The sequence below is a fragment of the Pseudomonas sp. KB_15 genome, assembly GCF_052114525.1.
In the GTDB taxonomy this organism is placed as follows: domain Bacteria; phylum Pseudomonadota; class Gammaproteobacteria; order Pseudomonadales; family Pseudomonadaceae; genus Aquipseudomonas.
This window is the reverse complement of sequence record NZ_JBFREX010000007.1, coordinates 20,831-47,803: the sequence shown is the minus strand read 5'-3', so window position 1 is coordinate 47,803 and position 26,973 is coordinate 20,831. Positions and strand designations below refer to the sequence as shown.

25 protein-coding genes are annotated in these 26,973 nt (G+C 60.9%); 13 read left to right on the top strand and 12 right to left on the bottom strand.

What is annotated here, in order from left to right; translation table 11 throughout:
- Positions 1-13 precede the first annotated feature (13 nt).
- Positions 14-2,905 carry a ribonucleoside-diphosphate reductase subunit alpha gene (locus AB4Z35_RS10310; RefSeq protein WP_442096905.1) on the top strand — a complete coding sequence of 964 codons (2,892 nt, stop codon included), beginning with the start codon at positions 14-16 and terminating at the stop codon, positions 2,903-2,905.
- Between the two features lie 215 nt (positions 2,906-3,120).
- On the opposite strand, the gene AB4Z35_RS10305 is transcribed toward AB4Z35_RS10310, so the two are convergent.
- Both AB4Z35_RS10305 and AB4Z35_RS10300 read right to left on the bottom strand, forming a co-directional pair.
- A complete protein-coding gene (locus tag AB4Z35_RS10305) occupies positions 3,121-3,846 on the bottom strand; it encodes a 4'-phosphopantetheinyl transferase family protein (protein WP_442096903.1) in 726 nt (241 codons plus the stop codon).
- Positions 3,847-3,963: 117 nt separating this feature from the next.
- Positions 3,964-4,755 (bottom strand): dienelactone hydrolase family protein, encoded by a 792-nt coding sequence (locus AB4Z35_RS10300; RefSeq protein ID WP_442096901.1) that lies wholly within the window; start codon positions 4,753-4,755, stop codon positions 3,964-3,966.
- Between the two features lie 145 nt (positions 4,756-4,900).
- On the opposite strand from AB4Z35_RS10300, the gene AB4Z35_RS10295 reads away from it, so the two are divergent.
- From AB4Z35_RS10295 to AB4Z35_RS10285, 3 genes are all read left to right on the top strand, one after another.
- The gene (locus tag AB4Z35_RS10295; protein WP_008003549.1) at positions 4,901-5,503 is read left to right on the top strand and encodes a membrane protein; all 603 of its coding nucleotides are present in this window, start codon (positions 4,901-4,903) and stop codon (positions 5,501-5,503) included.
- 189 nt (positions 5,504-5,692) lie between these two features.
- On the top strand, positions 5,693-6,370 hold the full coding sequence (locus AB4Z35_RS10290; protein ID WP_108231731.1) for a response regulator: 678 nt from the start codon (positions 5,693-5,695) through the stop codon (positions 6,368-6,370).
- A complete protein-coding gene (locus AB4Z35_RS10285) occupies positions 6,367-7,713 on the top strand; it encodes an ATP-binding protein (RefSeq protein WP_116261878.1) in 1,347 nt (448 codons plus the stop codon). The genes AB4Z35_RS10290 and AB4Z35_RS10285 overlap by 4 nt, the downstream gene beginning before the upstream one ends.
- Positions 7,714-7,836: 123 nt before the next feature.
- Here AB4Z35_RS10285 and AB4Z35_RS10280 read toward each other — a convergent pair whose 3' ends face one another.
- Positions 7,837-8,835 carry an AraC family transcriptional regulator gene (locus AB4Z35_RS10280; protein WP_442096898.1) on the bottom strand — a complete coding sequence of 333 codons (999 nt, stop codon included), beginning with the start codon at positions 8,833-8,835 and terminating at the stop codon, positions 7,837-7,839.
- A 338-nt stretch (positions 8,836-9,173) separates the two neighbouring features.
- Between AB4Z35_RS10280 and AB4Z35_RS10275 the strand changes: the two genes are divergently transcribed.
- Together AB4Z35_RS10275 and AB4Z35_RS10270 are read left to right on the top strand one after the other, a co-directional pair.
- Positions 9,174-10,508, top strand: coding sequence for a dicarboxylate/amino acid:cation symporter (locus tag AB4Z35_RS10275; RefSeq protein WP_442096896.1), 1,335 nt, complete (start codon positions 9,174-9,176; stop codon positions 10,506-10,508).
- Between the two features lie 144 nt (positions 10,509-10,652).
- A complete protein-coding gene (locus AB4Z35_RS10270; RefSeq protein WP_442096894.1) occupies positions 10,653-11,834 on the top strand; it encodes a CaiB/BaiF CoA transferase family protein in 1,182 nt (393 codons plus the stop codon).
- Between the two features lie 120 nt (positions 11,835-11,954).
- Here AB4Z35_RS10270 and AB4Z35_RS10265 read toward each other — a convergent pair whose 3' ends face one another.
- Complete coding sequence (locus tag AB4Z35_RS10265) at positions 11,955-12,449, bottom strand: SprT family zinc-dependent metalloprotease (protein ID WP_108231725.1); 495 nt, start codon at positions 12,447-12,449, stop codon at positions 11,955-11,957.
- Between the two features lie 156 nt (positions 12,450-12,605).
- Entirely contained in the window at positions 12,606-13,208 is a 603-nt protein-coding gene (locus tag AB4Z35_RS10260) for a Yip1 family protein (protein WP_008003560.1), read from the bottom strand.
- A 283-nt stretch (positions 13,209-13,491) separates the two neighbouring features.
- On the opposite strand from AB4Z35_RS10260, the gene ttcA reads away from it, so the two are divergent.
- Positions 13,492-14,316 (top strand): tRNA 2-thiocytidine(32) synthetase TtcA, encoded by an 825-nt coding sequence (ttcA, locus tag AB4Z35_RS10255; protein ID WP_442096892.1) that lies wholly within the window; start codon positions 13,492-13,494, stop codon positions 14,314-14,316.
- A gap of 128 nt (positions 14,317-14,444) precedes the next feature.
- Positions 14,445-15,119, top strand: a complete 675-nt coding sequence (locus tag AB4Z35_RS10250; protein WP_442096891.1) for a DNA-3-methyladenine glycosylase I — start codon at positions 14,445-14,447, stop codon at positions 15,117-15,119.
- Between the two features lie 102 nt (positions 15,120-15,221).
- Here AB4Z35_RS10250 and AB4Z35_RS10245 read toward each other — a convergent pair whose 3' ends face one another.
- From AB4Z35_RS10245 to arsC, 3 genes are read right to left on the bottom strand one after another with little or no spacing between them, the layout of a single operon-like run.
- Positions 15,222-15,647, bottom strand: coding sequence for a DUF2069 domain-containing protein (locus tag AB4Z35_RS10245; protein WP_008003643.1), 426 nt, complete (start codon positions 15,645-15,647; stop codon positions 15,222-15,224).
- A gap of 1 nt (position 15,648) precedes the next feature.
- Complete coding sequence (wrbA, locus tag AB4Z35_RS10240; protein ID WP_085724785.1) at positions 15,649-16,245, bottom strand: NAD(P)H:quinone oxidoreductase; 597 nt, start codon at positions 16,243-16,245, stop codon at positions 15,649-15,651.
- A complete protein-coding gene (gene arsC / locus AB4Z35_RS10235) occupies positions 16,242-16,595 on the bottom strand; it encodes an arsenate reductase (glutaredoxin) (protein WP_108231721.1) in 354 nt (117 codons plus the stop codon). The genes wrbA and arsC overlap by 4 nt, the downstream gene beginning before the upstream one ends.
- Before the next feature lie 114 nt (positions 16,596-16,709).
- Between arsC and AB4Z35_RS10230 the strand changes: the two genes are divergently transcribed.
- Positions 16,710-17,177 (top strand): TlpA disulfide reductase family protein, encoded by a 468-nt coding sequence (locus tag AB4Z35_RS10230; RefSeq protein WP_008003648.1) that lies wholly within the window; start codon positions 16,710-16,712, stop codon positions 17,175-17,177.
- Positions 17,178-17,273: 96 nt separating this feature from the next.
- Here the strand turns inward: AB4Z35_RS10230 and AB4Z35_RS10225 are convergent, their stop codons facing one another.
- The 4 genes from AB4Z35_RS10225 to AB4Z35_RS10210 all read right to left on the bottom strand — a co-directional run bounded on the left by AB4Z35_RS10225 (position 17,274) and on the right by AB4Z35_RS10210 (position 22,131).
- Entirely contained in the window at positions 17,274-17,678 is a 405-nt protein-coding gene (locus AB4Z35_RS10225; RefSeq protein ID WP_442096889.1) for an META domain-containing protein, read from the bottom strand.
- Positions 17,678-18,112, bottom strand: coding sequence for a hypothetical protein (locus AB4Z35_RS10220; RefSeq protein WP_007988765.1), 435 nt, complete (start codon positions 18,110-18,112; stop codon positions 17,678-17,680). The genes AB4Z35_RS10225 and AB4Z35_RS10220 overlap by 1 nt, the downstream gene beginning before the upstream one ends.
- A gap of 77 nt (positions 18,113-18,189) precedes the next feature.
- A complete protein-coding gene (locus tag AB4Z35_RS10215; RefSeq protein WP_008003652.1) occupies positions 18,190-19,182 on the bottom strand; it encodes a 2-hydroxyacid dehydrogenase in 993 nt (330 codons plus the stop codon).
- A gap of 195 nt (positions 19,183-19,377) precedes the next feature.
- The gene (locus tag AB4Z35_RS10210; protein ID WP_008000861.1) at positions 19,378-22,131 is read right to left on the bottom strand and encodes a response regulator; all 2,754 of its coding nucleotides are present in this window, start codon (positions 22,129-22,131) and stop codon (positions 19,378-19,380) included.
- 214 nt (positions 22,132-22,345) lie between these two features.
- Here AB4Z35_RS10210 and AB4Z35_RS10205 point away from each other — a divergent pair, with 214 nt between their 5' ends.
- From AB4Z35_RS10205 to rlmD, 4 genes are all read left to right on the top strand, one after another.
- Positions 22,346-23,065, top strand: coding sequence for a response regulator transcription factor (locus AB4Z35_RS10205; protein WP_442096887.1), 720 nt, complete (start codon positions 22,346-22,348; stop codon positions 23,063-23,065).
- Complete coding sequence (locus AB4Z35_RS10200) at positions 23,055-24,476, top strand: histidine kinase sensor domain-containing protein (protein ID WP_442096886.1); 1,422 nt, start codon at positions 23,055-23,057, stop codon at positions 24,474-24,476. Before AB4Z35_RS10205 ends, AB4Z35_RS10200 begins: the two co-directional genes overlap by 11 nt.
- 224 nt (positions 24,477-24,700) lie before the next feature.
- Positions 24,701-25,603, top strand: coding sequence for a cysteine synthase CysM (gene cysM / locus AB4Z35_RS10195; RefSeq protein WP_007997169.1), 903 nt, complete (start codon positions 24,701-24,703; stop codon positions 25,601-25,603).
- A complete protein-coding gene (gene rlmD, locus AB4Z35_RS10190) occupies positions 25,603-26,955 on the top strand; it encodes a 23S rRNA (uracil(1939)-C(5))-methyltransferase RlmD (protein ID WP_442096885.1) in 1,353 nt (450 codons plus the stop codon). The genes cysM and rlmD overlap by 1 nt, the downstream gene beginning before the upstream one ends.
- Positions 26,956-26,973: the final 18 nt, after the last annotated feature.

The following is a 26,973-nucleotide window of genomic DNA, read 5'->3' as shown; positions in this document are numbered from 1 at the left end:
GAGACACTCCCCCATGCAAACCGACACAACTCGCGAGAACCCGCAGGGCACCTTGCCGCAGGCCGCTGATTCGAATTCGGATCTGTCCGCCACCGCGCCTGGCCAACTGCGCGTGATCAAGCGTAACGGCACTGTCGTTCCCTACACCGATGACAAAATCACCGTCGCCATCACCAAAGCGTTTCTCGCAGTTGAGGGTGGCACCGCTGCTGCCTCGTCGCGAATCCACGACACCGTTGCCCGCCTGACCGAACAGGTCACCGCGACCTTCAAGCGTCGCATGCCATCGGGCGGCACCATCCACATCGAAGAAATCCAGGACCAGGTCGAACTGGCCCTGATGCGTGCCGGCGAGCAGAAAGTCGCTCGCGACTACGTGATCTACCGTGATGCCCGTTCCAAGGAACGTGCCGTTCGTACCACCGAAGAGCCGGTACAAGCGCACCCGTCGATCCGCATCACCCGTGCCGACGGCAGCCTGGCGCCGCTGGACATGGGACGCCTGAACACCATCGTCACCGAAGCGTGTGAAGGCCTGGAAGAAGTCGACGGCGACCTGATCCAGCGCGAAACCCTGAAGAACCTGTACGACGGCGTGGCCCTGACCGACGTCAACACCGCCCTGGTGATGACTGCCCGTACCCTGGTCGAGCGCGAGCCGAACTACTCGTTCGTGACCGCGCGCCTGCTGATGGACACCCTGCGTGCCGAAGGCCTGGGCTTCCTCGGCGTCGCCGAAAGCGCCACTCACCACGAGATGGTCGACCTGTACGCCAAGGCGCTGCCGGCCTACATCGCCAAGGGTATCGAATACGAGCTGCTGAACCCTGAGCTGGCCTCCTTCGACCTGGAAAAACTGGGCAAGGCGATCAACCACGAGCGCGACCAGCAGTTCACCTACCTGGGCCTGCAAACCCTGTACGACCGTTACTTCATCCACAAGGATGGCGTGCGTTTCGAACTGCCGCAGATCTTCTTCATGCGCGTGGCCATGGGCCTGGCGATCGAAGAGAAAGACCGCGAAGCCCGTGCCATCGAGTTCTACAACCTGTTGTCGTCCTTCGACTACATGGCTTCGACCCCGACCCTGTTCAACGCCGGTACCCTGCGTCCACAGCTGTCGAGCTGCTACCTGACTACCGTGCCGGATGACCTGTCGGGCATCTACCACGCAATCCACGACAACGCCATGCTGTCGAAATTCGCTGGCGGCCTGGGCAACGACTGGACGCCGGTTCGCGCGTTGGGTTCGTACATCAAGGGCACCAACGGCAAATCCCAGGGCGTGGTGCCGTTCCTGAAAGTAGTGAACGACACCGCCGTTGCAGTTAACCAGGGTGGCAAGCGCAAAGGCGCTGTGTGTGCCTACCTGGAAACCTGGCACATGGACATCGAAGAGTTCATCGAGCTGCGCAAGAACACCGGTGATGACCGTCGTCGTACCCACGACATGAACACCGCCAACTGGATCCCTGACCTGTTCATGAAGCGTGTCTTCGATGACGGCAAGTGGACCCTGTTCTCGCCATCCGAAGTACCGGACCTGCACGACCTGACCGGCAAGGCCTTCGAAGAGCGCTACGAGTACTACGAAGCCCTGACCGAGTACCCGGGCAAGGTCAAGCTGTTCAAGACCATCCAGGCCAAAGACCTGTGGCGCAAAATGCTGTCCATGCTGTTTGAAACCGGCCACCCGTGGCTGACCTTCAAGGACCCGTGCAACCTGCGCAGCCCGCAGCAGCACGTCGGCGTGGTCCACAGCTCGAACCTGTGCACCGAGATCACCTTGAACACCAACAAGGACGAGATCGCCGTTTGCAACCTGGGCTCGATCAACCTGCCGAACCACATCGTCGACGGCAAGCTGGACACCGCCAAGCTGCAACGCACCGTGAACACCGCCGTGCGCATGCTCGACAACGTGATCGACATCAACTACTACTCGGTGCCGCAAGCAAAGAACTCCAACTTCAAGCACCGTCCGGTCGGTCTGGGCATCATGGGCTTCCAGGACGCTTTGTACCTGCAGCACATCCCTTACGGTTCCGATGCTGCCGTCGAGTTCGCCGACAAGTCGATGGAAGCGGTCAGCTACTACGCGATCCAGGCTTCCTGCGACCTGGCCGACGAGCGCGGCGCCTACGAGACGTTCCAGGGTTCGCTGTGGTCCAAGGGCATTCTGCCGCTGGATTCGCAACAGATCCTGATCGAGGCCCGTGGCCAGAAGTACATCGATGTCGACCTGAACGAAACCCTGGACTGGGCACCGGTTCGCGCCCGTGTACAGAAAGGCATTCGTAACTCCAACATCATGGCCATCGCACCGACCGCGACCATTGCCAACATCACCGGCGTATCGCAGTCGATCGAACCGACCTACCAGAACCTGTATGTGAAATCGAACCTGTCGGGCGAATTCACCGTGATCAACCCGTACCTGGTTCGCGACCTCAAGGCTCGCGGCCTGTGGGACTCGGTCATGATCAACGACCTGAAGTACTACGACGGTTCGGTGCAGCAGATCGAGCGCATCCCGCAAGAGCTCAAAGAGCTCTACGCGACTGCCTTCGAAGTGGACACCAAGTGGATCGTCGACGCCGCCAGCCGTCGTCAGAAGTGGATCGACCAGGCTCAGTCGCTGAACCTGTACATCGCTGGCGCTTCGGGCAAGAAACTGGACGTGACGTACCGCATGGCCTGGTACCGTGGCCTGAAAACCACTTACTACCTCCGTGCCCTGGCTGCGACCAGCACCGAGAAGTCGACCATCAACACCGGCAAGCTGAACGCTGTTTCCAGCGGCGGCAACCACGGTGAAGATTCGGTCCTGGCAGCGCCTGCCGGCCCTGCTCCAGTGCCGAAGGCTTGCGCCATCGACGAGCCGGATTGCGAAGCTTGCCAATAAGCTGAGCCGGTAAGCGCCGCAAGGCGCTTACTAAAAACCCCCGATCAGCCTCTGGCGGGTCGGGGGTTTTCTTTTGCTTCAAGGAAAGCGGTGACCGATCTGACGCTTTCGCGGGCAAGCCCGCTCCCACAGGGGACCGAGTCTTTCCAGATAAACACGATCAACTGTGGGAGCGGGCTTGCCCGCGATGGGGCCATACCAAACACCGAAAATCGTCAGGCCTTGATGCTGACCAGACTCAGCAACTGTCCGTCCTTGACCCCGAACTGCGCATCCAGCTCGGTGCCGCTGCGCCATTCGCTGGACAAATCAGTGAGCAGTCGCAACCGCACCTCACCCGACTCACTCCACTCCAGCACTTCAGCGTGTTCGAAATAAAAGCGTTGCTGAACGATCGGATAGAGCGCCTTGAACAGACTTTCCTTGACCGAGAAAGTCAGGGTGACCAGCATCGCCCGTTGATCGTGATCACCGGCCGCCATGCGCTGTAGCTCCGGCGGATTGAGGATTTCCCCGGCCAGGCGTTCAGCCCGTTCGGGGTTGAGCAGGTTTTCCAGGTCCATGCCCAGGCCGCGCCAATGGCTTTTGTTCGCCACGATCGCCGCGGCCCGGCCAGTGCTGTGGGTGATCGAACCAGTGATGTGCGCAGGCCAGACCGGTGCCCGGTCTTCACCGATGGCCGGGCTGAAGTCCAGGCCTTCCAGCTGTAGCAGCGCGGCCCGTGCACAGACTCGCCCGGCGAGAAACTCCGCCTGCCGTTTGGCCACCGAGCGCTGGATGCTCGCTGGCGCCTCGACGGCGCTGCGCTGAAAATCATCGCTGGCCAGTCGGGCGCTATCGAAGTGAGTACTCAGCAGGACCGTATCGGGCAGCACAAACGGCAGCGGCCAATGGTCATCGAGGGGCGTGCAGCAGACGGGCAGGGCGGGGGAGGCATTCATGTCGGGCATTTTGCCGGGTTGCCTTGGGACTGGGTAGTAGCAGATGGCTTTTGTGGCGAGGGAGTTTGCTGTGGCGAGGGGACTTGTCGGAATGCCCCCTCGCCACAGATGTCAGGGTTAACCAAAGATCTTTTTGAAGAAAGCCTGCATGTCCGCCCAGGACTTTTCATCCGCAGCCTTGTTGTAGCCAATGTCGGGCCCGCCATGACCGCCATGCCCCAACCGATCGGCATCCGGATTGGTGAAGCCGTGCTTGGCGCCGTCGAGACTGACGAATTTATAGTCGGCCCCGGCCTTGTCCATCTCGCTCTTGAAGGCGCTGATGGTCTCCGGGGTGACGATGCTGTCCAGCGCCCCGTGCTCCACCAGGATCTTCGCCTTGACGCTGCCCGGCGTTGCCGGCGTATTGGTTGCCAACGCACCATGGAAACTCACCACACCTGCCAGCGGCACACCCTGGCGCGCGGCGTTGAGCACCACGCCACCACCGAAGCAGTAGCCGATGGCGGCGATTTTGTTCGGGTCGGTTTGTGGCTGTTTCTTCAGCAAGTCGAGCCCGGCGTTAAACCTCGCGCTGCCCACGGCACTGTCTTTCGTCACCGCTTGCATAAAGGCCATGGCGTCTTTGGGGTGTTCGGTATTTTTGCCGTCACCGTACATGTCGATGGCCAGGGCGCTGTAGCCCAGGCCGGCGAGATCCCGGGCGCGACGCTTGGTGTAGTCATTCAGCCCCCAGAACTCATGCACCACCAAGACCCCGGGGCGCGGGCCTTTGATGGCATCGTCAAAAGCGTAATAGCCGATCATTTTCGTGCCGTCGGCACTTTGGTAGGGAATTTCCTGAGTCTTGATGGCGGCCTGACTGAGCCCGCTCAGGGCCAGTAGGAGGACGGCTAAGAACATGCGCATGGTCGGAACTCCTTTTGAAACGTGTCGAAACATTCGGGAGGGGGCGGTTCAGCCCAGGTTCAGATTGCGTTCAGGGGGAGTTCAGGGCGCGGTGCGTAACCTTGCCCCGTACCCAAAAAACAAACGGCACATGAGGAACTCCCCAATGACTGGATTCAAAAAACTGCTTCTGGCGTTCACCGTTCTGGGCGCGAGCACCGCGGCCTTCGCGTCTGACGACAACTTCGCCAGCCTTACTCTTGGACAGACCAGCGACAAAGTCAAAAAGTCCCACGCCCTGAATGACAACCTCAATCACCCGAACGCCGATGGCGTGATCGGCAAGGACACCACCTGGGGTGTGCGTCTGGGCCAGCAGAATAGCCAGGGCCGTTACTACGCCACTTACGACAACGTCTCGGGCTCGCACAACGGCATTAAACTGCGTCAGGAAAACCTCCTGGGCAGCTACGATCTGTTCTACCCGGTGGGCGGCAGCACCAAATTGTTCGGCGGCGCCACGGCCGGCCTGACCAAAATGACCCAGGAGTCGCCAGGCTTCAGCCGCGACAGCGATATCGGCTACGCCATCGGTGGCCAGGTGGGTGTGCTGCAACAGGTTTCGCAGAACACTTCGGTTGAACTGGGTTACCGTTACCTGCGCAGCAACGCCAGCACCGAGATGAGTGAGCGCGGTGGCAGCAAGCAGGGTTCGCTGGACCTGACCAGCAGCGCCCAGACTTACCTGTCGGCAAACTACGCTTTCTGACAAGGGTATGCGCCAACGCGAAGTCTGTAGGAGCGGGCTTGCTCGCGAAAGCGGTGTGTCAGGCAACATCAATGTTGGCTGTGCCGCCGTCTTCGCGAGCAAGCTCGCTCCTACAGTGAGCGTTGCAATGTTAGCTATTGAGGTGCGACGTTGTGCCTCTGGAGATGTTGATTTGCCCGGGAGAGCGTTATGAAACTGCTGGTCGTCGAAGATGAAGCGCTACTGCGTCATCACCTGAAAACCCGCCTGACGGAGAGCGGCCACGTGGTCGAGTCCGTGGCCAACGCCGAGGAGGGGCTGTACCAGACCGCGCAGTTCAACTTTGACCTGGCGGTGATCGACCTCGGTCTGCCAGGCATGAGCGGGCTCGACCTGATCCGCCAGTTGCGCTCAAGTGGCAAAACCTTCCCGATCCTCATCCTCACTGCGCGCGGCAACTGGCAGGACAAGGTCGAAGGCCTGGCCGCCGGCGCCGACGATTACGTGGTCAAGCCGTTTCAGTTCGAAGAACTGGAGGCCCGCCTGAATGCCTTGCTACGCCGCTCCAGCGGTTTTACCCAATCGACTATCGTTGCCGGTCCCTTGCTGCTGGACCTCAATCGCAAGCAGGCGTCCCTCGACGACCAGCCGCTGGCACTGACCGCGTACGAATACCGCATTCTCGAATACCTGATGCGCCATCATCAGCAGGTGGTGCCCAAGGACCGCTTGATGGAACAGCTCTACCCGGATGACGACGAGCGTGATCCGAATGTGATCGAGGTGCTGGTCGGCCGTCTGCGCCGCAAGCTGGAGGGGCCGGGTGGGTTCAAACCGATCGACACCGTACGCGGCCTGGGCTACCTGTTCAATGAGCGTTGCACTTGATCCGTTCGCTGCGCATTCGCTTGATGCTCGCCGCCACGCTGTTGGCGGTGTTGTTCATGCTGGCGTTGCTGCCGGCGATGCAGGGAGCCTTCAGCCTGGCGTTGCAGGACTCCATCGAGCAGCGCCTGGCATCGGACGTGACCACGTTGATCTCTGCCGCCCGGGTGGATAACAACAGCTTGCAGATGCCGGCGCAATTGCCCGACGAACGCTTCAACCTCACCGACAGCCGATTGCTTGGCTACATCTATGACCGTGAAGGGCATCTGGTCTGGCGTTCGAGGGCGACCCGGGAAGAACAGATCAATTACACGCCGCGCTACGACGGACGTGGCAACGAGTTCGCGCGGATCCGAGAAGCCAATGGCCAGGAGTTCTTCGTCTACGACGTCGAGGTCAAGTTGCTCGGCGGTAAAAGCGCGGCGTTCAGCATCGTGGCGCTGCAACCGGTTCGCGAGTACGAACTGACCCTCGAAGGCCTGCGGGAAAATCTCTATCTGGGTTTTGGCGCGGCACTGCTGGTGTTGCTGGCGTTGCTGTGGATCGGTCTGACCTGGGGCTTGCAGGCATTGCGGCGCTTGAGCCAGGAGCTGGACCAGATCGAAGGTGGCACCCGCGAAAGCCTTAGTGAAGAACATCCCCGGGAATTGCTGCGCCTGACCGGTTCCCTCAACCGCTTGCTGCACAGTGAGCGTGAGCAGCGCAGTCGCTACCGTGATTCTCTCGATGACCTGGCTCATAGCCTGAAAACGCCGTTGGCGGTGTTGCAAGGCGTCAGTGAAGACATGGCCCAGCGTCCTGAGGAACGCGATCAAGCCTGGGTGCTGCAAACCCAGATCGAACGCATGAGCCAGCAGATCGGCTACCAGTTGCAGCGCGCCAGCCTGCGCAAAAGTGGTCTGGTACGTCATCAGGTGCACTTGCGGCCGGTGCTGAAAAGCCTGTGCGACACGCTGGACAAGGTCTATCGCGACAAGCGCGTGCACGTCGCGTTCGATTTGCCCGACCCGTGTTACGTACCGATAGAGCAGGGCGCTCTATTGGAGATGATGGGCAATCTGCTGGAAAACGCCTATCGCCTGTGCCTCGGCGAAGTACGCATCAGCGTGCGCGAAACCCTCGGCGGCACCGAGTTGTGTGTCGAGGACGACGGCCCCGGCGTGCCACAGGATCAGCGCGCACGGATTCTCGAGCGCGGAGAGCGCCTGGACCGCCAGCACCCGGGGCAGGGCATCGGCCTGGCGGTGGTCAAGGACATCATCGAAAGCTACAGCGCCCAGCTGACGCTGGGGGATTCGCCAATGGGCGGGGCGGCGTTCCGGATTCACTTTCCGGTGGTTTAGTGGTGTTTTATCGGACGCCATCGCGAGCAAGCTCGCTCCCACAAAGGGTTGCGATAAACCTGTGGGAGCGAGCTTGCTCGCGATGAGGCCAGTGAATACTTCAAAAAAATTCGGCCTTGGAAATCAGTTCTCCTGCGCCCGATAGGCTCCCGGTGTCAATCCGGTCCACTTCTTGAACGCCCGGTGAAACGCCGACGGCTCGGAAAACCCCAGCTGCTCGGCGATCTGTTGCAACGACAGGTCGGCGCGGCTCAGGTGATAAATCGCGATGTCCCGGCGCAGCTGGTCCTTCAATTCCTGAAAGCTCGAACCCTCTTCCCGCAAATGCCGGCGCAAGGTTTGCGGGCTGATGTGCAAGTGGGCGGCCACGGCTTCGAGGTCGGGCCAGCGAGAACTGTCGCGGCTGAGCAAGCGCCGCAAGCGGCTGCTCAAACTGTCGCCGTCATCCGGGCGCGAGAGCAGGTCGGCGGGGGAGCGTTCGAGGAAATGCTTGAGGGTGCGTTCGTCCTGCAACAGCGGCATGACCAGGTAGCGGCTGTGGAACAACAGGCTGCTCTGGGGCCTGGAAAACTCAAGCGGACAGGAAAACAGCAGGTCGTACTCGGCGCCGTGTTCGGGCCTGGGGTAGCTGAATGTGGCCTGCTCCAGGCGAATGCGCTGGCCGATCAGCCAACTGCCGAATCGATGCCAGATCACCAACAGAGCCTCGCTCAGAAAGTGGTCCGGGTCCCAAAGTTGCGCGTCGTCCAGGCTCAGGCGGACCCATTCGTCCTCGCGGCTCAGGGTCAAACGCGGAGCCCCGGGGAATAGGCTATAAAACAATAAGCCACGATTGAGTGCCTTATCCAGATTGCGGCAGTGGATCACGGCATGACCCATCATCGCGAAGCTACCCGGTTTGCTCGGGGCTTGCCCGAACCCCAGGTACTCGTCGTCCAGTGCCAGCCATAAGGCCTGGATCAGTTGGGTGAATTGCTCCGGAGCGATGCGCGCCCGCGGTTCGTCCAGCAACTCGGGGCTGATGCCCAATTGCTGGAGCAGGCCCGAATAGTCGTAGCCATGCCGACGCGCACCACCCAGGGCGGCGCGGGCGAAATGACTGGCAATGGTGCGTTCGCGCATGGCAGCAGATCTGACCGTTGATCGACGGATGGTAGCTGCGCACTGCGGGCATGAACAGGGCGGATATCCGCCAAATTGCAGGGCGACTATTAGTGGAAGGGCGGAAACCCGCCACATGCTTGTAACCGTTCGCTGACAAGGAATTCGCTGCAACCCCTGATATCAAAAGGCTTGCAGGGTTTTTACGGAAGGTGGCACGGGCCTTGCGATACAACGAGCAGATGCCTGCCGTTGCGCAGCTCGAAAAAACAAATCCCTCCAGTGCAGGAGGGTTCGCAATTGCGGTGTTGCGGGCAACAGATGGATGTTGTCACCGGGCACCCTTGAGGAACTTTGCAATGACGACTCGTCAGCCACTGTACAAATCCCTGTATTTCCAGGTGATCGTTGCAATTGTCATCGGTATCTTGCTCGGTCACTTCTATCCGCAGCTCGGTGTGGCGGTAAAGCCGCTGGGTGACGGGTTCATCAAACTGATCAAAATGATCATCGCCCCGATTATCTTCTGCACCGTCGTCAGCGGTATCGCCGGCATGCAGGACATGAAAGCGGTCGGCAAGACTGGCGGTTACGCACTCCTTTACTTTGAAATCGTTTCGACCATCGCTTTGCTGGTGGGTCTGGTCGTGGTCAACGTCGTGCAGCCAGGCGCTGGCATGCACATCGACGTGAGCACACTGGACGCTTCCAAAGTCGCTACCTACGTCGCGGCCGGTGCCGATCAAAGCGTGGTCGGCTTCCTGCTCAACGTGATCCCGACCACCATCGTCGGCGCGTTTGCCACGGGCGACATCCTGCAAGTGCTGATGTTCTCGGTGATCTTCGGTTTCGCCCTGCATCGCCTGGGTGCCTATGGCAAGCCGATCCTCGACTTCATCGATCGCTTCGCCCATGTGATGTTCAACATCATCAACATGATCATGAAGCTCGCGCCAATCGGTGCCTTCGGTGCCATGGCATTCACCATCGGTGCCTATGGTGTCGGCTCGCTGGTGCAGTTGGGTCAGTTGATGGCGTGCTTCTACATCACCTGCCTGCTGTTCATCCTGATCGTGCTGGGCTCCATCGCTCGCATGCATGGCTTCAGCGTGCTGAAGATGATCCGCTACATCCGTGAAGAATTGCTGATCGTACTCGGCACTTCCTCTTCGGAATCGGTGCTGCCACGCATGCTGGTCAAGATGGAGCGTCTGGGCGCGCAGAAATCTGTCGTGGGTCTGGTGATCCCGACCGGTTACTCGTTCAACCTCGACGGTACCGCCATCTACCTGACCATGGCGGCCGTGTTCATTGCCCAAGCCACCGATACCCACATGGACATCACGCACCAGATCACCCTGCTGGTGGTGTTGTTGCTGTCCTCCAAAGGCGCCGCCGGTGTGACTGGCTCGGGCTTCATCGTACTGGCAGCCACCCTGTCCGCTGTTGGCCACCTGCCGGTTGCCGGCCTGGCGCTGATCCTCGGCATCGACCGCTTCATGTCCGAAGCCCGTGCCCTGACCAATCTGGTCGGTAACGCCGTGGCCACCATCGTTGTGGCCAAGTGGGTCAAGGAACTGGACACCGACGTGCTGCAAGCGGAGCTGGCCTCGGGCGGTCGCGGCATTGCCGACGAGCCTAAAGACGATGTTCTGGGCCACGTCGAAGGGGCAACCCCGACGAACGCCAAGTAAGCCTTGTTGTAATGAAAAACCCGCTTCGGCGGGTTTTTTGTTGCCTGTGATTTGAGCGCAACGGTCAGCGTGACTGGCGCATTAGGTGATTGCTGCAATGCGTTCGGCTGCCTAGTCTGGGGGCATCGTATAGGGAGAACGCTCATGCTCGGTCCACTGGCATCACTCAAGGTTCTGGATTTCTCGACACTGCTGCCGGGGCCGTTCGCCTCGTTGTTGCTGGCGGACATGGGCGCCGAAGTGCTGCGCATCGAATCACCGACCCGCCTGGACCTGTTGCGGGTGTTGCCGCCCCACGATCAAGGAGTGTCGGCCAGTCATGCCTACCTCAACCGCAACAAGCGCAGCCTCGCCCTGGATCTCAAACAGCCTGAGGCGCTGGAGGTGATCGGGACGTTGCTGCAGGACTACGACATCGTGCTCGAGCAGTTCCGTCCGGGTGTCATGGAGCGTCTGGGCCTGGGCTACGAAGCCCTGAAGGCGATCAATCCGAAACTGATTTATGTGTCGATCACCGGCTACGGCCAGACCGGCCCCTACAAGGACCGCGCCGGCCATGACATCAACTACCTGGCCCTGTCCGGGCTGGCGAGTTACACCGGCCGTGCCGACAGTGGGCCGCTGCCGTTGGGCATGCAGGTGGCGGATGTCGCCGGTGGCTCGCTGCACGGGGTGATTGGCTTGCTGGCGGCGGTCATTGCCCGGCAGCAAACCGGTCAGGGCCAGCACCTGGATGTCAGCATGACCGACTGCGCGTTCAGCATGAATGCGATGGCGGGTGCCGGGTATCTGGCCTGTGGCATCGAACCGGGTCCGGAAAATCAGGTGCTCAATGGCGGCAGCTTTTACGATTACTACCGCTCCCGGGATGGGCGCTGGCTGTCGGTGGGCAGCCTGGAACCGGTATTCATGAAACAGTTGTGCACGGCGTTGGGGCTGGAGGAACTGGCCGGCCTCGGCCTGTCACCGCAACCGGCAGATCAGAAACAGCTTAAAGACGCGCTGAGGGGCGAATTTGAAAAGCATGACTTTGCCGAGTTGCGCGCGCTGTTCGCCGAACTGGATGCTTGTGTCGAGCCGGTGTTGAACCTGGGAGAAGCGCTGCGTCATCCGCAGTTGCAGGCGCGGGAGCTGGTGGCCGATGTGCCACGGGGCGATGGTTCAACCCAGGCGCAGATGGCGTGCCCGCTGAAGTTTTCGCAAGGGTTGCCTGAGCATAGGCATATTGGCGCGGTGCTGGGGCAGCATACGGATCAGGTGTTGGGGGAGTTGGGGTTCAGTGCGCAGCGGATTGAGGCGTTGCGGCGGGCCAAGGTGATTCTCTAGTGCCTCAGAGGCCGCCATCGCGAGCAAGCTCGCTCCCACAGGGGATATTTGGCGAGATGCAAATCCAGTGTGGGAGCGAGCTTGCTCGCGATGAGGCCAGTGCAGTCACCAAAAAAACAACTACTCGACCCGCATCTCCCCACTGAACACCAAGGTGTGGCGACACCGCCGGCACAAATACCGCCGCCCTTGCCGAACCAGGCTGTGGCGCTGGGCCGAGAACGGGAAGTCGCTGTCGGCGCATGGGCACTTGTAGATGTAGCGGGTCACGCTGCGGCGTTTGACGTCATAGGTGTGGCAGCGGTTAGGCGGCAGTTCGTACACGCCGCGCATGATCAGTTGCCACTCTTCGCCATGGGGCTGGATGCGCTCGCCGAACAGCTGGTGGGCGATCAGGTGCGCGACTTCATGGGCCACGGTCTGCTTGAGGAAATCTTCGGTGTTTTCCCGGTACAGCTGCGGATTGAAGCGCAGCAGGTTCTCGTGCAAATGCGCGACCCCGGCTTTCTGCCCGCGCAGCTTGAGGCTCACCACGGGGCGCTTGAAAGGTCGTTTGAAAAAGGATTCGGCTAGTTGGAAACAGTCTTCGACGCGGGTATTGAGTTGCTCGGGCATGCTTGATGGATCTCCAGAGCGCTCGAGTATGCCGCAACCCTCGGGCCTTGCGAATCACCAGGTTGCCGAATGGTCGTGTGCCTTCTCGTTGCTGAAGATGAAAAGGCCGCCTTGCGGCGGCCGTTGTCGGCAGTTCTGATTTTCAGTGATGTGCGGCTAACTGGTGTAGACCGGCCCCACGCCGAGTCCCCAGACAATCACGGTGAACGCCATGATGGCGACCAGCACCACCAGGCCTACGGCGAGCACCGAACTTGAAAACAGGAAGCCCTCGTCAGATGGAATGTTCATGAATGTCGGTAATCCCACATACAGCAGGTACACCGTGTAGCAGATGGCTGCGGTGCCGACGATCATCCCCAGCCACAAGTGCGGGTACAAGGCGGCGAGGCCGCCGATGAACAGCGGTGTAGCGGTGTAGGTTGCAAACGCAATGCAGCGGGCGAGGCTTGGGTTGGCGTCATAGGTGCGGGCCATCCAGTGGATGAATGCGCCCATTACCGCTACACCACCGAGCATCGCCAGGTACGACATGATTGTCATCCATACCGCGCTTTCTACGGTAAGCATCACGGGAGGCCGATTGCCGATGACCCAGCCGACCTGTGTGGTGCCAATAAAGGCAGACACGGCGGGGATCGCCGCCAGGATCAGCGTATGGGTCAGGTACATGTGGCTGATGCTTTCCTCCTGGTCGCCACGGATTTCTTTCCATTCTTGGTCAGGGTGGGTGAAGAGCCCCACTACGTGATGGATCATGCCAGTCACTCCTCTTGTTTTTACCGTCGCCCCCCAGTGGAGCGCCTACAGGCCAATGCGGCCAAGCAAGTCATAGGTCTGAAGATAATATGCGACCTTATGTCGCAGTATAGGGAGGAGTTTCCCCAGAGGGAGTAGGGGCATTAGAGCAAATCGTGCTGTAAACCCGGTTGTTAATCGCCGCGGGGTCTGTGCGGTATGACACCTGTGGCGAGGCACTTCGCCCCTGAAGCGTTTTTGCGTAAAATGCGGGCCTTTCGTCACACCTCACGGATTTCGCGTCATGGGCACTCTCACGGTCAACCAGAACAAACTGCAAAAGCGCCTTCGCCGACAGGCCGGTGAGGCGGTTGCCGATTTCAACATGATTGAAGACGGCGACAAGGTCATGGTCTGCCTGTCCGGTGGCAAGGACAGCTACACCATGCTCGATGTGCTGATGCACTTGCAGAAGGTCGCGCCGATCAAGTTCGAGATCGTGGCCGTGAACATGGACCAGAAGCAGCCGGGTTTCCCGGAACACGTGCTGCCGGCCTACCTGAAAGAACTGGGTATCGAGTACCACATCGTCGAGAAAGACACTTACTCGGTGGTCAAGGAGCTGATCCCGGAAGGCAAGACCACATGCTCGCTGTGCTCGCGCCTGCGTCGCGGCACGCTCTACACCTTCGCCGATGAAATCGGCGCGACCAAGATGGCCCTCGGTCATCACCGCGACGACATCGTCSARACSTTCTTCCTGAACATGTTCTTCAACGGTTCGCTCAAGGCCATGCCGCCAAAACTGCGCGCCGACGATGGCCGCAACGTGGTGATCCGCCCGCTGGCCTACTGCAACGAAAAAGATATCCAGGCTTACTCGGACTTCAAGCAATTCCCGATCATTCCGTGCAACCTCTGTGGTTCCCAGGAGAACCTGCAGCGTCAGGTGGTCAAGGAAATGCTCCAGGACTGGGAGCGCAAGACCCCGGGCCGTACCGAGAGTATTTTCCGCAGTCTGCAGAACGTCATCCCGTCGCAACTGGCGGACCGCAACCTGTTCGACTTCACCAGCCTCAAGATCGACGAAAGCGCGGCTTCGCGCTTCGTCAATGTGGTCAACCTCTGATTAAAACTGTGGGAGCGGGCTTGCTCGCGAATGCGTAGTGTCAGTCGGCATCAATGTTGAATGACGCACCGCCTTCGCGAGCAAGCCCGCTCCCACTTTGGTTTTTGTTTCAATCCTCAGGAGAGGGCATGCGCGATTACAAGTGGCTCAATGAATACTGTCTGAACCGCTTCGGTTCGGCGGCTGAACTGGAAGCCCATCTGCCCGTTCCCAAGACTCCCGCGCAACTGCGCAATATCAGCGATGATCGCTACCTCTCGATGATGGCGCTACGGGTATTCCGCGCCGGGCTCAAGCACAGCCTGGTGGATGCCAAGTGGCCGGCTTTCGAAGAAGTGTTCTTCAAGTTCGACCCGGAAAAAGTCGTGCTGATGAGCGCCGAACACCTTGAGCGCCTGATGCAGGACACGCGGATCATCCGTCACCTGGGCAAGCTCAAGAGTGTGCCGCGCAATGCACAGTTCATACTCGATGTGGCCCATGAAAAGGGCAGCTTCGGCGCGCTGATCGCCGACTGGCCGGTGACCGATATCGTCGGGCTCTGGACGTTCCTGAAAAAACGCGGCCATCAGTTGGGCGGGCTGTCAGCCCCGCGCTTTCTGCGCATGATCGGCAAGGACACTTTTGTACCGAGCTATGACGTGGTGGCGGCGCTGAATGCGCAGGACATCATCGACAAGGTGCCGAGCAGTCTGCGCGACCTGGCGTTGGTGCAGGACGTGTTCAACCAGTGGCATGAGGAAAGTGGCGGGCGGCCGATGAGCCAGATTTCGATGATGCTGGCTTATACCGTCAATCATTGAGACCGCGTCGCCCCCTTCGCGAGCAAGCCCGCTCCCACAAGGACCGCGTGAACCCTGTGGGAGCGGGCTTGCTCCGGGCGGCGTTCCGACGAAGGCGTCGGATCAGGCGACAGAGATTTCGCCTTCGCCAGCCAGCTTACGGTTCAACTGGTACCGCCAGCGCACATACAACAGCGCCGAGCAGAACACCGCCAGGCTCGCGCCCATCTCCAGCAAGCCGAAGATTTGCCGGTTCGGGTCATAGGCAGCCAATGCGCCCTTGATGAAATACAGGTTCACCACAAAGCACATCCATGAATGCCCGCGCGGGCTGCCGACGATCATCCCCGGCGCCAGAATCAGCAGCGGCACCAGCTCGATCAACAGAATCACCCAAGGGCGTGCACCGTGCAGGTCGGCGACCGCCAGGTAGTAAACGCAAAGCAGCCCCACCAGGCCGAAAAAACACAGCAGGCTGATGACGCGCATCGCCTTGACGCGTGGTTCGAGCCATTCGAGGGCGGGCAGGATCTTCGGCTTCTTGGCCACCTCAGCTCTCCAGTTTCTGTGCAGTCTTGGCCAGGCGCATACCGAGTGCCCGGCATAGCGCCACTTCATGGGAGTCCAGGCCGCTTTTGCCGTCGGCACCGGCGTGGTGGCTGGCGCCGTATGGCGTACCGCCGCCCTGGGTTTCCAGCAATGCCGATTCGCTGTACGGCAGGCCGGTGATCAGCATGCCGTGGTGCAACAACGGCAACATCATCGACAGCAGCGTGGTTTCCTGGCCGCCGTGCAGGCTGGCCGTAGAGGTGAACACACCGGCCGGTTTACCGACCAAAGCGCCGGTCAGCCACAGGTTGCTGGTGCCATCGAGAAAGTACTTGAGCGGCGCCGCCATGTTGCCGAAGCGGGTCGGGCTGCCGAGCGCCAGGCCGGCGCAGTTCTTCAGGTCGTCGAGGCTGGCATACAGCGCACCTTCGTCGGGAATTTCCGGCGAAACGGCTTCGCACTCGGTGGAGATCGCCGGCACGGTGCGCAGGCGGGCTTCAAGCCCGGCCTGTTCGACGCCACGGGCAATCTGCCGGGCCATTTCGTTGGTCGAGCCGCTGCGGCTGTAGTACAGAACCAGAATGTACGGTGCACTCATGGCAACAGTTCCAGGATCTGCTCCGGTGGGCGGCCGATGACGGCTTTGTCACCGACTTCGAGAATCGGTCGCTCCATCAGTTTCGGGTGGGCGGCGATGGCGGCGATCAATTGCGCTTCGCTCAGGCTGCTGTTGGCCAGGTCGAGGGTTTTGTACTCGTCCTCGCCGGTGCGCAGCAATTGCCGGGCGCTGATTCCGAGTTTGCCCAGCAGACTCTGGATTTGCGTGGCGTCCAGCGGAGTCTCCAGGTAACGGACCACGGTCGGCGTCAGGCCACGGGCTTCAAGCAGTTCGAGCGCACCGCGGGATTTCGAGCAGCGCGGGTTGTGATAAAGCGTCAGATCGGTCATGAGCGGGTCGCATCTTGCGTAAGGTGGCGGCTATTCTAACTGTGCAGCGCGCAATCCAGAACCGTGAGAGGCGATGGGTCGCAGGCGCATTCAATTTTTGACAAGGAACACGACATGACAAGGCGACTGGCAGCGGCATTGGCGATCATCGGGACGTTGATGCTGGGGGGCTGCGGTAATGACTATGGCATCGATCAGAATGGTCAGAAGGTCGTCGCCGATCGGCTGGACGGCAAATGGCTGGTGCTCAACTACTGGGCAGAATGGTGCGGACCGTGCCGTACCGAGATTCCGGAGTTGAACACTTTGGCCGAGCAGCTCAAGGACAAGAAAATCGGTGTGTTCGGGGTCAACTTCGACAACGTCCAGGGGCAGGAGCTGAAGGGCGCGAGCGAGAAACTGGGGATCAGGTTCACGGTGCTGGCCCAGGACCCTTCCGAACTGTTCGAGCTGCCGCGCAGCGAGGCGTTGCCGGTGACGTACATCATCGATGACAAGGGCAAGGTGCGTGAGCAGTTGATGGGTGAACAGACGGCGGCGGGGGTGCTGGCGAAGCTTGAGGCGTTGCAGGCTAAAAACTGATCAGGTGATCGTTGTCACTGTGGTGATCGGGCTTTTTGTGGCGAGGGGGCTTGCCCCCTCGCCACAGGTTTGACTTGAATGGAAATGAGGGGTTTATCACCCCTCCTCAAGCCACCAACGCAACGGCTTGCCTTCGGCTGGCCAGAAGCGTATCTGCTCGATCGGGGAGACGTCCCAGCGCTGGACATTTTCCAGCGCCTGGAGGAAGCGTTTTTCCTGTTCCATCAGCGCCGGCGCGCACAGTTTGCGGGTGCTGCCGATTTTGCCGAAGCTCAGTTTTTCACCCTCAAGGGTGTACGGCGCGAACCAGTGGTTGCAGCCACCGTTGCCGTAGGCCCGGCCATCTTCGCCGAGGGTGATGGTCAGGTGGCTGTAGTCCATCAACGGCCGCTCGCCGATCCATTCCAGAATATAGCTGCGATTGTGTTCAAGCTGCACCGGCTCGGCGGCGCAGCCCAGCAGGCTGGCGCCGACCGTGGCGGTCAGAGCGAGGCGTTTCATCACGCAGGCTCCTGGCATTTCGGGCACAGGTGTTTCTCGCCGACGGTGGTCCAGCCCAGCTCGGCAATCCGCGCGGTGGCGGCAGGTTTTTCGGCCTTGTTGCCCAGCTTGGCGTCGACCGCGAACTCGAAACTCAGCTCCTTGGCGCAGCTGTCGCAGTTCACTTGCCAGGTGTGGATGGCCAGTTCGCCGAACACCGGGCCACTGGCCACCGCGACCCATTGCCCGGGCGGGTTGATCAGGTGGCGAACCGTTTCGACGGTCAGGCGCATGGACAAGTCCTTGGCGCCCTTGAGGGTGACCACCAGCACGTCGTTATTGCGAATCGAGCCGCCGTTGCCGGTCACTTGATAACGCCCCGGCACCAGGGCGCGGCATTCGGTGAGGGTGTGTTGCGGGTTCATCAGGCTGTAGCGGAAATCGTGTTCGACCATGGGTCCTCCAAATATGCGCGATATGCTAGCACGGGCTTGCGCGCAGCATGGGGCGGGCATACGACCTTCGATCAGGTTCAGTCGTCCGCCACGCGATTCTCTGGCTTGCCTGCCATCCACGACGCGATATTGTGCAAGGTGGTTGCGGCAATCGCGCCCAGGGCTTCGCGGGTCAGGAAGGCCTGGTGTGCGGTGACGATCACGTTGGGGAAGGTCAACAGCCGCGCGAGCACATCGTCCTGCAAGGGCAGGTCGGAGCGGTCTTCGAAAAACAGCTGTGCCTCCTCTTCATAGACATCCAGCCCCAGATAACCCAGCTGACCGTCCTTCAGAGCGTCGATCAGCGCCGGCGTATCCACCAGACCGCCGCGACCGGTGTTGATCAACATGGCACCCGGTTGCATGTGCGCCAGGGATTCGCGGTTGATCAAATGCTTGCTCTGTTCATTGAGCGGGCAATGCAGGCTGATGATCTGTGATTCGGCCAGCAGTTGAGGCAAGCTCATGTAGCGAGCACCCAACGCTTCGACCTGAGGGTTGGGGTAAGGGTCGTAGGCCAGCAACTGACAGCCGAAGCCGTTCATGATCCTGGCGAAAGTCGCGCCGATCTGCCCGGTGCCGACCACGCCGACGGTCTTGCCCACCAGATCGAAACCGGTCAGTCCATGCAGGCTGAAATCGCCTTCACGGGTCCTGTTGTAGGCACGGTGCAAGCGTCGGTTGAGCGCCAGGATCAACCCCACCGCGTGCTCGGCCACGGCATGGGGCGAGTAGGCCGGGACCCGCACAATCGCCAGTCCCAGTCGTTTCGCCGCTGCCAGGTCGACATGGTTGTAACCGGCCGAACGCAGGGCGATCAAACGTGTGCCGCCGGCAGCCAGGCGTTCGAGCACCGGGGCGCCGAGATCATCGTTGATAAAGGCGCAGACCACCTCGTGATGTTCCGCCAGTGCCGCCGTATCCAGGCTCAGTCGCGCCGCTTGAAAGTGCAGCTCGATGCCGGCGGGCAGCTCGGCGGCGAGAAAACTGTCGCGGTCGTAGGTCTGGCTGCTGAAAAGAATCGTGCGCATGCTGTTCCCCTGAGAGTTGAAGCTTTATGTAGCAGCTGCCGAAGGCTGCGTTCGGCGGCGAAGCCGTCGTAAAACCCGTATCCGCGGCTAACCTGCAGAACTGCGGCGGCTTGTTTGGCGACGGCTTCGCCGCCGAACGCAGGCTTCGCCAGCTGCTACATTAGCTTTCATGCAACCTGGCAGGGTTGCGCTGAATCAAGCATTGATACGTGCCTGGGCGGCCAGGCGATTGATCGCCCGGTCGAGATCTTCCAGTGCAACACTGGCTTTCGGGTCCTGTTGCTTGAGCAGGGTTTCGCTGCGTTGGCAGGCTGCGCGCAATTGCGGTACGCCGCAGTAACGTGTCGCGCCATGCAGGCGATGGACCCGTTCGATCAGGGCGTTGTGATCGTTGCTTTGCTGAGCGAGGCGGATGGCTTCGCGGTCAGCTTCCAGGGATGCGAGCAGCATCGCCAGCATGTCCGCGGCCAGATCAGCCTTGCCGGCGGCCAGGCGCAATCCTTCCTCGTGGTCGAGCACCAACAGGTCATGGGCGCCACCATGCATATCGCCGGAGCGCTCCGGGCTGTGATTGCGCAGCGCCAGGCCGCTCCACTTCAGCACCACCTGCGCCAATTGCCGTTCGCTGATCGGTTTGGTCAGGTAGTCGTCCATGCCGCTTTGCAGCAGCGCGCGTTTTTCGTTGGCCATGGCGTGGGCGGTGAGGGCCACGATTGGCAGCGGTGTGCAATGCCGTTCGCTTTCCCACTGGCGGATCGCCTCGGTGCTCTGGCGGCCGTCCATGCCGGGCATCTGCACGTCCATCAACACCAGATCGAATGTCTCGTTCTGCACCGCCTTGACGGCGGCATAACCGCTTTCCACCGCGAGCACCTTGGCGCCCATGTCTTCGAGCAGGGTCTGCACCAGCATCAGGTTGGCCGGATTGTCGTCGACGCAAAGCACCTTCGGTGCACGGCTGGACACCGGTTCACCCGGCTCGCTGCGCATCGGGCGCGGGCTGACCAGGTCAGACAGAGAGCGTCGCAGCTTGCGGGTGCAGGCCGGTTTTGCCTGGAGCTGGCTGTGGGGGTTGGGCACGGAAAGATGGAACAGCGTCTGTTCCGTGGTCGGGCACAGCACCAACACCTTGCAGCCAAGATGCTCGAGGTCCCAGATATGCTGGTTGAGGCGTTCCGGCGGCATGTCGTTGCTGGTGATGCCGAGCACGGCGAGGTCGATTGCCTGATCGGTCTGGTGAGCGGCGGTCACGCCATTGGTCAGGCTTTCCAGGGTATTGAACGGTGTGGCGCTGAGGCCGCAATCTTCCAGTTGATGCTGCAACGCCTGCCGGGCCAGTTCGTGGTTTTCCAGCACCGCCACCCGACGTCCGAGCAAGGGCGCGGCGGGCAGGTCTTCGGCATCGTCGCGGGCTTTCGGCAGGCTCAGGCTGATCCAGAATTCCGACCCTTCCCCCGGCGTGCTGTCGACGCCGATCTCGCCGCCCATCTGTTCGATCAGGCGCTTGGAAATCACCAGACCCAGGCCCGTGCCGCCGGGTTGCCGCGACAGCGAGTTGTCGGCCTGGCTGAAGGCCTGGAACAGGGCGCGCACGTCCTGGTTCGACAGGCCGATACCGGTGTCCTGAATGCTGATGCGCAATTGCACAGTGTCTTCGTGTTCTTCTTCGAGCATGGCACGGGCGGCGATGGTGCCTTCGCGGGTGAACTTGATCGCGTTGCTCACCAGGTTCGTCAGGATCTGCTTGAGTCGCAGCGGGTCGCCCACCAGTGACAGCGGCGTGTCCCGATACACCAGGCTCACCAGTTCCAGCTGCTTGGCGTGGGCGGCCGGGGCGAGGATGGTCAGGGTGTCTTGCAGCAGGTCGCGCAGGTTGAACGGAATGTGGTCGAGCACCAGTTTGCCCGCCTCGATTTTCGAGAAGTCGAGAATCTCGTTGATGATGCCCAGCAGGCTGTCGGCGGATTTTTCGATGGTGCCCAGGTAGTCGAGCTGGCGCGGGGTGAGCTCGCTTTTTTGCAACAGGTGGGTGAAACCGAGAATGCCGTTGAGCGGCGTGCGGATTTCATGGCTCATGTTGGCCAGGAATTCGGACTTGATCCGGCTCGCTTCCAGGGCCTCCTTGCGCGCCAGGTCCAGCTCGATGTTCTGGATCTCGATGGTTTCCAGGTTCTGGCGCACGTCTTCGGTGGCCTGGTCGATGCTGTGCTGCAATTCTTCCTGGGCGTTTTGCAGGGTGCCGGCCATGCGGTTGATGCCGGAAGCCAGTTCATCCAGTTCCTGGCTGCCGAGGGGCGGCAAGCGGGTTTCCAGATGGCCGTCCTTGAGTTGAGCCACGGCTTGCTTGATCTGGCTCAACGGCCGATTGATCGTGCGGCCCATGCGCAAGGCCAGCAGTGCCGCACCGATCAGTCCCGCACTGATCAACATCAGGCTGGCGAACAGGCTGCGGTAACCGCGCAACAGCATGCTGTTATGGGACAGTTCAAGTTCGACCCAGCCCAGCAGGCGGTCGGCTTCTTCGGGAATCACGTCCCCGGCCAGGTTGCGGTGTTTGCCGAATACCGGCAGCAGGTAGCGGGTCGCATCGCTGCCGCTGCGGCGCAGCATTTGCGTGCCGCTGCCGGAGGGCGTCTGATTGAGCATGGTCGGGCCGGCGTGGGCCAGCAGCGTGCGATCGGGAGCCAGGAAGGTCACGGCCCGTACGTCGGTTTGTTCCAGGGCCTGGGTGGCGATGCGTTCGAGCAGTTCGTTGTCCTGATGACCCATGGCTGGCGCTGCCAGCGGAGCCAACTGCTCGGCGATCATTTCGCCGCGCTGCATGAGTTGGGCTTGCAGGTCAGCCTGTTGCATCCAGGTAAAATAACCTCCCAGCACCAACGCCATCAGGCTGGTTGGCAACAGGGTCAGCAACAGCACGCGGCCTTTGATTCCCAGTTTCTTGAGCACGCATCTCTCCTGCACCCGCTATTTATCGACCGGCACATGCATCCGCCATGCACCACTTGCGCAGTGTAGCGATTTGCTCGCGGGCAATCCTGGTAAAAATGGTGCCGTCATTCGTCGGCCCGGGCGACTCATTGTCGATACGGACAAACCGTGGGTTGCCCCTGGCGAGGCAATCTTGAATAATCGCTCAACTGAGAATTATTTGCAGATAGTCATGACTCCCATCACTGCCGACCTCCCCCGAATCCTGTCCATCGAAGACGACCTTGTGCTCGGAGCCTACGTTCATGAGCATCTGGACCGTAGCGGCTTCCAGGTGACCTGGTGCCAGAATGGCCAGGAAGGCCTGGACATTGCTCGCCGGCAACCTTTCGACGTGGTGCTGATGGATATTCTGCTGCCGGGCATGGACGGCCTGGCGGTACTGACCCAATTGCGCCAGAGCCATTCCACCCCGGTGTTGCTGATGTCGGCCCTCGGTGCCGAGGCCGATCGCATCAGCGGCTTTCGCCTGGGGGCCGATGATTACCTGCCAAAACCCTTCAGCATGGTGGAGTTGCGTGTGCGCATCGAAGCCATTCTGCGGCGGGTGGCACTCGACCGCCGACCTGCGCCCACAGTGCCAGCCCCGTCGATGGACAGCCTGCGTTTCGACGATGAAAGTTTAGAGGTTTTTTATGGCGAACAGTCTGCCGGCCTGACCCGTAGCGAGTATCGGCTACTGGAAACGCTGCACCGCAGCGCCGACGAAGTATTGAGCAAAGCCTTCCTTTATCAACAGGTGCTGCAGCGCGGCTATGCGGCCCATGACCGCAGCCTGGACATGCACATCAGCCAGATCCGCCGCAAGCTCAAGGCCATTGGCTACACCGAGCGCGAAGTGCGTACGGTCTGGGGCAAGGGCTACATCCTGAGCGCCGCCGATGAAATGTAACTTGCCGGGCAGGCRTTCGTTGTTCTGGAAGCTTGCTTGCCTATTGGTGGCGTTCTGTTTGCTGATGATCTGGCTCAGTTGGTCCTGGGGACGCTATATGGAGGAGCGCAACCAGTTCCTCTCGGATGAAGCCCGAGGCACCCTGACGCGCTATGCCGCCGAGGCTGAGCAAGCATGGCACCGGCGACAGAGCGCCGGTGTCGATGACTGGCTGCAAGGCATGTCTCAGCGGGAAAAAGGCTGGGTCGGTGTCATCGGCGGTGATTTGCAGTCCTTGAGCAACCAGTCGCTGACGGACAAGGAAGTCGAACGCCTGACTTTTTTGCGTGGCCTCGATTGGCCAGTCCACAAGAAAGGCCGGCCGTGGATGCGCGTACCGTTTCCCGGCGACCCTTCCGCCGGCAGCCTGGTGATCGAGTTACCCGAGCGCTTCGTACCCGGGCATTACCGGGTGTTCTGGCGGGTGATCACTAACGGCGTGATTCCGGGATTGTTCACCTTGCTATTGTGCGTCGGGCTGTATCGCCTGTTGGTGGTGCCACTCAACCACCTGCGTGCGCAGGCCAACGCCTGGCGTGCCGACCAACTGAACGTACGGCTGTCGACCCGAACCACCAATCGATCGGATGAGTTGGGTGAATTGGGCCGGGCGTTCGATCACATGTCTGAACGCCTGCAAAGCACCGTGGCCTTACAGCAGCAATTGCTGCGCGACTTGTCCCACGAATTGCGCACACCTTTGAGCCGCCTGCGGGTGGCCAGTGAAAGCGAGCAGGGGCTGCAGCCATTGCGCGAACGCATCGGCCGTGAGGTCGATGGCATGCAGCGCCTGGTGGAGGACACGCTGCAACTGGCGTGGCTGGACACCGAACGCACCCGATTGCCCGACGAAGCGATCCAGATCCAGGCGTTGTGGGAAATGCTCACGGAAAATGCCTGCTATGAAAGTGGCTGGCCCGACACTCAGTTGCAATGCACGGTGGATACATCCTGCTGGGTTCGCGGTCACCTCAACACCCTGGCCCAGGCATTGGAAAACATACTGCGCAATGCGATTCGACATTCACCCTGCGGCGGCGTTGTTCATCTCGGCGGACGGCGTGATGGTGATTACTGGCACCTGTGGCTGGAAGATCAGGGCGGTGGGGTGGCGGAAGCTGACCTGGAGCGGATCTTCCTGCCGTTCACGCGCCTCGACGGCTCACGACCTGGTGATGGCGGGTTTGGCCTGGGGCTGAGCATCGCCAGGAACGCGGTGCAGCGTCAGGGCGGAAAGCTTTGGGCGCAGAACACCGGGAGCGGGTTGCGGATGAATATGCGCTTGCTGGCGGATGTTGATAGCGCCAGTGCCGACGCCTTCGCGAGCAAGCCCGCTCCCACATTGGCCGTGTTTCAGCCGCAAAACGTATGACCATCCCGGTACCCTGTGGGAGCGGGCTTGCCCGCGAAGAGGCCCTCACTCCCACCACAACAATCCCTGTTTTTCATACTCCGAGTGGCACCGCCACTTGCCGCTTGCAGCTCGAAGCTTGTCGCTTATTCCCATAAGCCATAAGCACCACACTTTGCGTGATATGGCCTGGGAACGTTTGCCGGTATGATAGGTGCCCCCGCAGTCTGGATTGCGAATACGCCATGACCTTGCAGTACCCAACCATCGCCGATTGCGTCGGCAACACTCCGCTGGTCCGTTTGCAGCGCCTGCCCGGCGCCACCAGCAATACCCTTTTGCTCAAGCTCGAAGGGAACAACCCGGCGGGCTCGGTCAAGGACCGTCCGGCGCTGTCGATGATCACCCGCGCCGAACTGCGTGGGCAGATCCACGCTGGCGATACGCTGATCGAAGCGACCTCGGGTAACACCGGGATCGCCCTGGCCATGGCCGCTGCGATCAAGGGTTACAAGATGATCCTGATCATGCCGGACAACTCCAGCGCCGAGCGCAAGGCCGCCATGACCGCCTATGGCGCCGAGCTGATTCTGGTCAGCCAGGAGCAGGGCATGGAAGGCGCCCGTGACCTCGCGCAGAAGATGGAAGCCGAAGGTTGCGGCAAGGTACTGGATCAGTTCGCCAACGGTGACAACCCCGAGGCGCACTACACCACCACCGGCCCGGAAATCTGGCGTCAGACCCAGGGCACCATCACCCATTTCGTCAGCTCCATGGGCACCACCGGCACCATCATGGGCGTGTCGCGCTACTTGAAAGAGCAGAACGACAATGTGCAGATCATCGGCCTGCAACCGATGGAGGGCTCGGCGATCCCGGGTATCCGCCGCTGGCCTCAGGAGTACCTGCCCAAGATCTACCAGGCTGACCGCGTGGACCGGATCGTCGACATGGCGCAAAGCGAAGCCGAAGACGTGACCCGTCGTCTGGCCCGCGAAGAAGGCATTTTCTGTGGCGTGTCCTCGGGCGGTGCCGTGGCGGCAATGCTGCGCCTGTCCAAAGAAGTTGAAAACGCGGTGATCGTCGCGATCATCTGCGACCGTGGCGACCGTTACCTGTCGACCGGTATTTTCGACGCGCCCAACTGATGGCCAAACATGAAAGAGGCCTGCGCTTCCAGCCCACCGGCGGCAGCAAGGCCCCGCAAATCCCGACCGGCAAAAAGCAGCGCCTGAGCATCGAGCGCCTGGCCAATGACGGTCGCGGCATCGCGTTTTTCGAAGGTCGCACCTGGTTCGTCATCGGCGCGTTGGCCGGTGAGGAAGTCGAGGCGCGGGTGCTCGGTGCCCACGGCAAAGTGGTCGAGGCGCGCACCGAACGGGTATTCAAGGCCAGCGAAATGCGCCGCCCGGCACCGTGCGCCCATGCCGGCCGTTGCGGCGGTTGCAGCGTGCAGCATTTGCCTCACAACGAACAACTCGCCCTGAAACAGCGCATGCTCGCCGAGCAATTGTCCAAAGTCGCCGGTGTCGAGCCCGAGGAATGGGCCGCGCCATTGAGTGGTCCGGAGTTCGGCTACCGTCGTCGCGCCCGCGTCGCAGTGCGCTGGGACATGAAGGCGAAAAAACTCGAAGTCGGTTTCCGTGCCGCCGGCAGCCAGGACATCGTGGGCATCGATGACTGCCCGGTGCTGGTACAGCCCTTGCAACCGATCATGGCCAGCTTGCCGGAGATGCTGCGGCGCTTGAGCAAACCCCAGGCACTCGGGCATGTGGAGTTGTTCAGCGGCTCGACACTGGCCGTGTTGCTGCGGCACATGGCGCCGTTGTCCGACGCCGACCTGAGCATCCTCAAGGATTTCTGCGCGTTCCATGAAGCCCAGTTGTGGCTGCATGGCGACGGTGAACCGCAACCGGTCGAGGCCGATCAGTCGTTGGGCTATCGTCTTGAACAGTGGGATCTGGAATTGGCTTACCGGCCAGGGGATTTCATCCAGGTCAACGCCGGGGTCAACGAAGCGATGGTCGCCCAGGCACTGGACTGGTTGAAGCCGACAGCGGATGAGCGCGTACTCGATCTGTTCTGCGGCCTGGGCAACTTTGCCCTGCCATTGGCCAAGGCCGCTCGTGAAGTGGTGGCGGTCGAAGGCGTGCAGGTGATGGTCGATCGGGCAGCGGCAAATGCGGCTAGCAATAATCTGCATAACGCGAAGTTTTTTCAGGCCGATTTATCCCAGCCTTTGTCGGGCGCTGAATGGGCCGCCGAAGGCTTTTGTGCGGTACTCTTGGACCCACCGCGAGACGGTGCTTTCGAGGTTGTGCGCAAGCTCAAGACCCTGGGCGCCGAACGGTTGGTGTACGTGTCGTGCAACCCGGCAACTCTGGCGCGCGACACAGTCGAATTGATCAAGCAGGGCTACCGGTTAAAACGTGCCGGGATTCTCGATATGTTTCCTCAAACGGCACATGTCGAGGCCATGGCGTTATTTGAAGCGAGCTAGGATGCTCGTCTGGTCCGA

What these genes read in the sequence shown, in the direction of transcription:
- AB4Z35_RS10310 (WP_442096905.1), top strand. Translation starts at nt 14, where the DNA reads ATGCAAACCGACACAACTCGCGAGAACCCGCAGGGCACCTTGCCGCAG.
- AB4Z35_RS10305 (WP_442096903.1), bottom strand. Translation starts at nt 3,846, where the DNA reads ATGAATGCCTCCCCCGCCCTGCCCGTCTGCTGCACGCCCCTCGATGAC.
- AB4Z35_RS10300 (WP_442096901.1), bottom strand. Translation starts at nt 4,755, where the DNA reads ATGCGCATGTTCTTAGCCGTCCTCCTACTGGCCCTGAGCGGGCTCAGT.
- AB4Z35_RS10295 (WP_008003549.1), top strand. Translation starts at nt 4,901, where the DNA reads ATGACTGGATTCAAAAAACTGCTTCTGGCGTTCACCGTTCTGGGCGCG.
- AB4Z35_RS10290 (WP_108231731.1), top strand. Translation starts at nt 5,693, where the DNA reads ATGAAACTGCTGGTCGTCGAAGATGAAGCGCTACTGCGTCATCACCTG.
- AB4Z35_RS10280 (WP_442096898.1), bottom strand. Translation starts at nt 8,835, where the DNA reads ATGCGCGAACGCACCATTGCCAGTCATTTCGCCCGCGCCGCCCTGGGT.
- AB4Z35_RS10275 (WP_442096896.1), top strand. Translation starts at nt 9,174, where the DNA reads ATGACGACTCGTCAGCCACTGTACAAATCCCTGTATTTCCAGGTGATC.
- AB4Z35_RS10270 (WP_442096894.1), top strand. Translation starts at nt 10,653, where the DNA reads ATGCTCGGTCCACTGGCATCACTCAAGGTTCTGGATTTCTCGACACTG.
- AB4Z35_RS10265 (WP_108231725.1), bottom strand. Translation starts at nt 12,449, where the DNA reads ATGCCCGAGCAACTCAATACCCGCGTCGAAGACTGTTTCCAACTAGCC.
- AB4Z35_RS10260 (WP_008003560.1), bottom strand. Translation starts at nt 13,208, where the DNA reads ATGATCCATCACGTAGTGGGGCTCTTCACCCACCCTGACCAAGAATGG.
- AB4Z35_RS10250 (WP_442096891.1), top strand. Translation starts at nt 14,445, where the DNA reads ATGCGCGATTACAAGTGGCTCAATGAATACTGTCTGAACCGCTTCGGT.
- wrbA (WP_085724785.1), bottom strand. Translation starts at nt 16,245, where the DNA reads ATGAGTGCACCGTACATTCTGGTTCTGTACTACAGCCGCAGCGGCTCG.
- arsC (WP_108231721.1), bottom strand. Translation starts at nt 16,595, where the DNA reads ATGACCGATCTGACGCTTTATCACAACCCGCGCTGCTCGAAATCCCGC.
- AB4Z35_RS10230 (WP_008003648.1), top strand. Translation starts at nt 16,710, where the DNA reads ATGACAAGGCGACTGGCAGCGGCATTGGCGATCATCGGGACGTTGATG.
- AB4Z35_RS10225 (WP_442096889.1), bottom strand. Translation starts at nt 17,678, where the DNA reads ATGAAACGCCTCGCTCTGACCGCCACGGTCGGCGCCAGCCTGCTGGGC.
- AB4Z35_RS10220 (WP_007988765.1), bottom strand. Translation starts at nt 18,112, where the DNA reads ATGGTCGAACACGATTTCCGCTACAGCCTGATGAACCCGCAACACACC.
- AB4Z35_RS10215 (WP_008003652.1), bottom strand. Translation starts at nt 19,182, where the DNA reads ATGCGCACGATTCTTTTCAGCAGCCAGACCTACGACCGCGACAGTTTT.
- AB4Z35_RS10205 (WP_442096887.1), top strand. Translation starts at nt 22,346, where the DNA reads ATGACTCCCATCACTGCCGACCTCCCCCGAATCCTGTCCATCGAAGAC.
- cysM (WP_007997169.1), top strand. Translation starts at nt 24,701, where the DNA reads ATGACCTTGCAGTACCCAACCATCGCCGATTGCGTCGGCAACACTCCG.
- rlmD (WP_442096885.1), top strand. Translation starts at nt 25,603, where the DNA reads ATGGCCAAACATGAAAGAGGCCTGCGCTTCCAGCCCACCGGCGGCAGC.